Source organism: Nitrospira sp. BLG_2, from assembly GCF_049222245.1.
Genome location: NZ_JBLYIG010000648.1, coordinates 1 through 5,129 on the forward strand (window position 1 = coordinate 1; position 5,129 = coordinate 5,129).

Here is a 5,129-nt window from a genome sequence, read left to right on the forward strand (position 1 = left end):
AAGATTTGGTCGGCAGGATCAAAGCCGGGGAACTCATCAAAGCCATGGCGGCTGAGGTGGGTGGAACCGGAGGCGGCCGGCCGGAAATGGCCCAGGCCGGAGGGAAGAATCCGGCCAAGCTCGACGCCGCGTTGGAAAAGATTTTTGGCCTGGTTGAAACCACCCTCCGGCGGTAAAATCATGCCTGGCCGCATTCTCGCGCTCGATTACGGCACCAAGCGGATCGGCGTCGCGCTCAGCGACGAATTGGGCTGGACGGCGCAGCCGCTCGAAACCTTCGAACGGAAGACGCTGGATCGGGATATCGCCCATATCGCGGCGCTGGTCGAATCGCACAGTGTGGAGCGGGTGGTGTTGGGATTGCCGCTTCAGCTGGACGGACGGGAAGGGCCGGCCGTTCTGGCCATGCGCGAGTTTGCAGTGAAATTGGAAGCGGGTTTGTCCGTGCCGGTCGTCCGGTGGGACGAACGGATGACGACGAAAGCGGCGGAACAGTTGTTGATCGCCGCTGATGTCAGCCGAAAGAAACGCAAAGGAATCGTGGACCGTATTGCAGCCGCGATTCTCCTGCGAAGTTACCTTGAAGCGCAGGACCAGGTTTCCGCTCAATCCGTCGGAGGCAAGCCCGCGGAGGAAACGCGAGAAGAGCGCCGGAATTTGTCTCCTGACGACCGATCCTATGACATTGCGTCTGATCCTCATCGTATTGATCGCCGTCGTCGCTCTCGCCGGCGTGGCCGCATACCAGATGATTCGGTGGGCTGAAGCGCCTGTCCTTTCCGAGTCCGATCACCCTCCGCAGAAAATCGTCGTGATTCCGGAAGGCGCGACGTTTCAACAAGCTGCGTCTTTGCTCGAGCGGGAACAGCTGATCAGGAGCCGTTCGGCGTTTCTGCGCCTGGGAAAATCCCAGGGGGTTGATCGCAAGATACATCCCGGAGAGTATGAGCTCAACGCCGCCATGGCCCCGGCGGAGATTCTTGGCAAGTTGCTGACCGGACGTGTGGTACTTCATTCCATCACGATTCCTGAAGGATATACGGTCACTCAAATCGCCGATGTGCTGGACGAACATCGCATCACCAATCGCGCGGAATTTGTCCGATTGACCTCGGACAAGTCCTTCGTCAAGACGTTAGGAATTACTGCGGATACGGCGGAAGGGTATCTGTACCCCGACACGTACCGGTTTGCCAGGCCGACGGCTGCCAAAGATGTCATCAAAACCATGATGGAGCAACTCCGGCGCGTGATGACTCAGGAATGGCAGGCACGGGCCAAAGACATTCACTTGACGGTCCATGAGGTTTTGACCCTGGCTTCCGTGATTGAAAAAGAGACCGGCGCCGAAGACGAACGTCCCCACATCTCGTCCGTATTCCATAATCGGCTGAAGAAACATATTCCCCTGCAGAGCGACCCGACGGTGATCTACGGTCTGTCGAATTTCGATGGAAACCTTCACAAAAAGGATCTCACCCATCCCAGTCCCTACAATACCTACCGGTGGGCCGGTCTGCCGCCGGGGCCGATCGCCAACCCCGGAGCACAGTCGATCCGTGCCGCCTTGTATCCCGTGCCTTCCAAGTATCTCTACTTTGTCTCGAGGAACGATGGAACACATCAATTTTCCTCGACGCTCGTGGAACATAACAAGGCGGTGGAAAAGTACCAGAAGCGTCCTTTCCGGCGAAGAAATCACTCGCAGACCTTTCTGACTCCCGATGGTCGGCAGAGTCATCACAAGGAAGGAGTATCGTAAAGAATGTCAGGATGGAATCTCCCCGCTCTTATCGATCATACGGTATTGAGGCCGGATGCGACGAAAATCGAGATCCTGCGGCTGTGTGAAGAGGCGAAGGCCAACGGGTTCACGGTCATTTTTGTTCCGCCATGTTACATCGATGAGGCAGTGGCGGCGGTGGCAGGCACCGGCATTCGCGTCGGCATTCCCATCGGGTTTCCGTTGGGTGGGCACAGCACAAAGTGCAAGGTGGCCGAAGCCGTCGAGGCCGTGCAGCGCGGCGCGACGGTGTTGGACATGGTGCTGAATATCAGCAGACTGAAGTCGGCGGATCATGACTATGTACGAACGGACATCGCCGAAGTCGTGAAGTCAACCGAGGGTGTCGAGCATAAAGTAATCCTAGAAACCTGTTATCTCACGCATCAGGAGAAGCAAACGGCGTGTCAGTTAGTCATGGAAGCCGGGGCCGATTATGTCAAGACGTCAACCGGATTCGGAGCCGCGGGGGCGACGGCCGACGATGTTCGGTTGATGAAGGGCACCGTAGCAGGACGGGTACAGGTGAAGGCTTCAGGCGGTATCAGAGATTGGAAGACCGCTCTCGCGATGCTGGAGGCCGGCGCCGATAGGATTGGGACCAGCGCAAGCCTCAAGATCATCGGGGAATGGCGGGCGGCAATACGCAAACAAGAGTAATCCGCGCACTGAGTATAGCCCGTATTATTCACGGCATCACGCCGGCATTCTCCCGTCTAGGTTTCCTAGATCCACATGTCGGTCCCATACGTACCTATGTCGGACCACGGCGATTTGGTATAGTACGCCGATGATCGAACGAATCATTCTTCTCGTCATCGACGGGTTTGGAATCGGAGCCTTGCCGGATGCGGCTGAGTACGGTGATACGGATGCGAATACGTTCGTGCACCTAGCTGGGACCGTCGATGGACTGAGCCTGCCGAATTTCGAGATGTTGGGCTTGGGGCATCTCGCTCCGATCAGCGGAGTACGGGCCATGGTTCAGCCGAACGGCTCCTTCGGGCGGCTGGGTTTCGCATCGCCGGGTAAAGATTCTGTCGTCGGATATTGGGAAATCGGCGGAGTCATCCAGAAAGAAGCGGCCACGGTCTGCAAATCCGGCGTTCCTTCTACAATCGTCGATGTCGTCGAGCAGCTCTTGGGCAGAAAGTCGATCGGCCGAGACATCGCGTCCATGGAGGTCATGCTCCGCCGACATAGTATGGAGCATATGGCCACAGGATCGCCTATTCTGTGGACGGACGGAGGCAATACGTGCTTTTTGGCCATGCATGAATCCATCATGGCGCCCGTGGAATTCCAACAGCGATGTCGCGAGATCCGGAAAGCCGTGAAAGATGCGGGGATTCTTATTCGTGTCGTCGGGCAGCCCGTCATCGGCGGGCATGACCGGCTCAGGCCGCAGGTCGGGCGAAAAGACTTTGTGATCGAACCACCCGGTTTGACGATGTTGGATGTCTTAAGCCGATCCGGCCAGATCGCGATGGGGGTCGGAAAAGTCTATGAGCTCTTCGGTGGCCGCGGGCTGACGAAATCCTTTCCGGTTGCGTCGGGGATGGCCGCTTTTGATGAAGTCATCGGCATGTTAAACAAGGTGCCTCGCGGTCTTATCTGTGCCAGCCTGGATTTGCTGTCCGAAGATGCCGCGCAGTCGGCGACAGCCGTGCAAGAATTCGATCGTCGTCTGCCGGATTTGTTCGAGCGGTTGCGCCTCGGCGATATGGTGCTCGTGACGGGTGATCACGGGAGAGATTTTTCATTGGCAGGGCGGACGTCCACGCGAGAGTATGTTCCAGTCTTCGCGACCGGCCCAAAACTAGCCCAAGGCGTCGATTTGGGGACGAGGCCGACGGCGGCGGATGTGGGGCAGACGATTGTGGAGGCACTCCGAGCCGAGCGATTGCCGGTTGGTGAGAGTTTCTTGGATGCGCTCAGGCCGGGATAATAATACGTGAAGATTGAAAGGTTAAGGGTAAGCGGTGAGGCGTGAGGGGAGAGGGACGGTGTAAGGACGTGTCCTATGAAGCAAAACTCAGTGATCTTGGATTGGCGCTGCCGGCTCCTCCAAAGCCTGTCGCAAACTATGTGCCGGTAGTCAGGACGGGTAACCTGCTGTTTCTCTCCGGTGTCTTACCGTCACGCGATGGCCAACTTGTTATGACCGGCAAGCTGGGGGAGAGTCTCACGGTTGAACAGGGGGTTGAGGCAGCGAGAGTGGCGGTGTTGAATGGCTTAAGTATCGTCCGGAGCGAAGCCGGATCATTGAATCAGGTCAAGCAGATCGTCAAGATGGTCGGCTATATCGCCTCGGCTCCCGGCTTTACCGATCAACCTCAAGTTCTCAACGGCGCATCGGACCTGCTCGTTGCGGTGTTCGGAGAAGCAGGTCGCCATGCACGAGTAGCCGTTGGTGCCGCGGAATTGCCACGCATGGCTCCCATCGAAATCGAAATCATCGTGGAGTTGCATCCCATAGTCACCCCTTCATCCTAGGGACAACCCTCTGTGTTTTCCCAGACTGCGGTGGCCAGTAAGCTGCCCTCTCTCTTCGCTGCTTGTCATTGAGCCAAAGGATTCTCTCCATGCATGAGGCCAAGACGGCTATTCTTCCGCCGGAGCATTGATCCTGATTCCGAAGCATTTGATTGCCCGGAGATGATATCAGTAGAATAGGGACAACCGCCCGAAACCACCTCGTACGTTGATATGACTCAGTTCACCGCCGAATCCGATCATGCAGTCATCCTCATCGTCGACAATAAGCCGACAGCTTTGCGCATGAAGAGTCAGCTACTGAATCGACAGGGTTATCGAATCATTGAAGCGACCAACGGCGCAGACGCGCTCACTGTTGCCGCCGCAGAACGCCCTGCCCTCATCCTCCTCGACGTCAACTTATCGGACATCAACGGTTTTGATATCTGCCGACAACTCAAGACACGGCCAGAGACGCAGTTCATCAAAGTACTGCAGACCTCCGCCGCTCACATCAACGCACCCGATCGAATGAGAGGCTTGGAAGGCGGCGCGGATGCCTATCTGGTCGAGCCGGCGGAAGAAGAAGAGTTGATCGGCACCATGCGGGCACTGCTCAAGCTGGCCCGGCACGAGCGGGACAATCAACGCCTCATCGAACGTCTCACCGAAAGCGAAATGCGCTATCGGTCTCTCGTCGAGCGTATGCCTGTGGCCATGTACACCATCGATCGAGACGGTCGTATCACGTTTTACAACGATCAAGCGGCCGAATTGTGGGGTTGCAGGCCGAACCCTGGTCACAACGAAAACCGGTTCTATGAGTCGCACAAGCTGCTTTGGCCGGACGGAACACCGCTGCCGCATG

General features: G+C 57.1%; 7 protein-coding genes. All 7 read left to right on the forward strand.

Annotation, left to right across the window (positions count from 1 at the left end; all coding sequences use genetic code 11):
* A partial coding sequence (locus ACOSYY_RS17180) for a DHHA1 domain-containing protein (RefSeq protein WP_526023341.1) occupies positions 1–176 on the forward strand: 176 nt, incomplete at its 5' end.
* A 4-nt stretch (positions 177–180) separates the two neighbouring features.
* Positions 181–765, forward strand: a complete 585-nt coding sequence (gene ruvX / locus ACOSYY_RS17185) for a Holliday junction resolvase RuvX (protein WP_421664033.1) — start codon at positions 181–183, stop codon at positions 763–765.
* Positions 680–1,762, forward strand: coding sequence for an endolytic transglycosylase MltG (gene mltG, locus ACOSYY_RS17190; protein WP_421664034.1), 1,083 nt, complete (start codon positions 680–682; stop codon positions 1,760–1,762). Before ruvX ends, mltG begins: the two co-directional genes overlap by 86 nt.
* 3 nt (positions 1,763–1,765) lie before the next feature.
* The gene (gene deoC / locus ACOSYY_RS17195) at positions 1,766–2,443 is read left to right on the forward strand and encodes a deoxyribose-phosphate aldolase (protein ID WP_421664036.1); all 678 of its coding nucleotides are present in this window, start codon (positions 1,766–1,768) and stop codon (positions 2,441–2,443) included.
* Positions 2,444–2,573: 130 nt separating this feature from the next.
* Entirely contained in the window at positions 2,574–3,731 is a 1,158-nt protein-coding gene (locus tag ACOSYY_RS17200) for a hypothetical protein (RefSeq protein WP_421664037.1), read from the forward strand.
* Positions 3,732–3,799: 68 nt separating this feature from the next.
* Entirely contained in the window at positions 3,800–4,279 is a 480-nt protein-coding gene (locus ACOSYY_RS17205) for a RidA family protein (protein WP_421664038.1), read from the forward strand.
* A gap of 213 nt (positions 4,280–4,492) precedes the next feature.
* A partial coding sequence (locus tag ACOSYY_RS17210) for a response regulator (protein WP_421664040.1) occupies positions 4,493–5,129 on the forward strand: 637 nt, incomplete at its 3' end.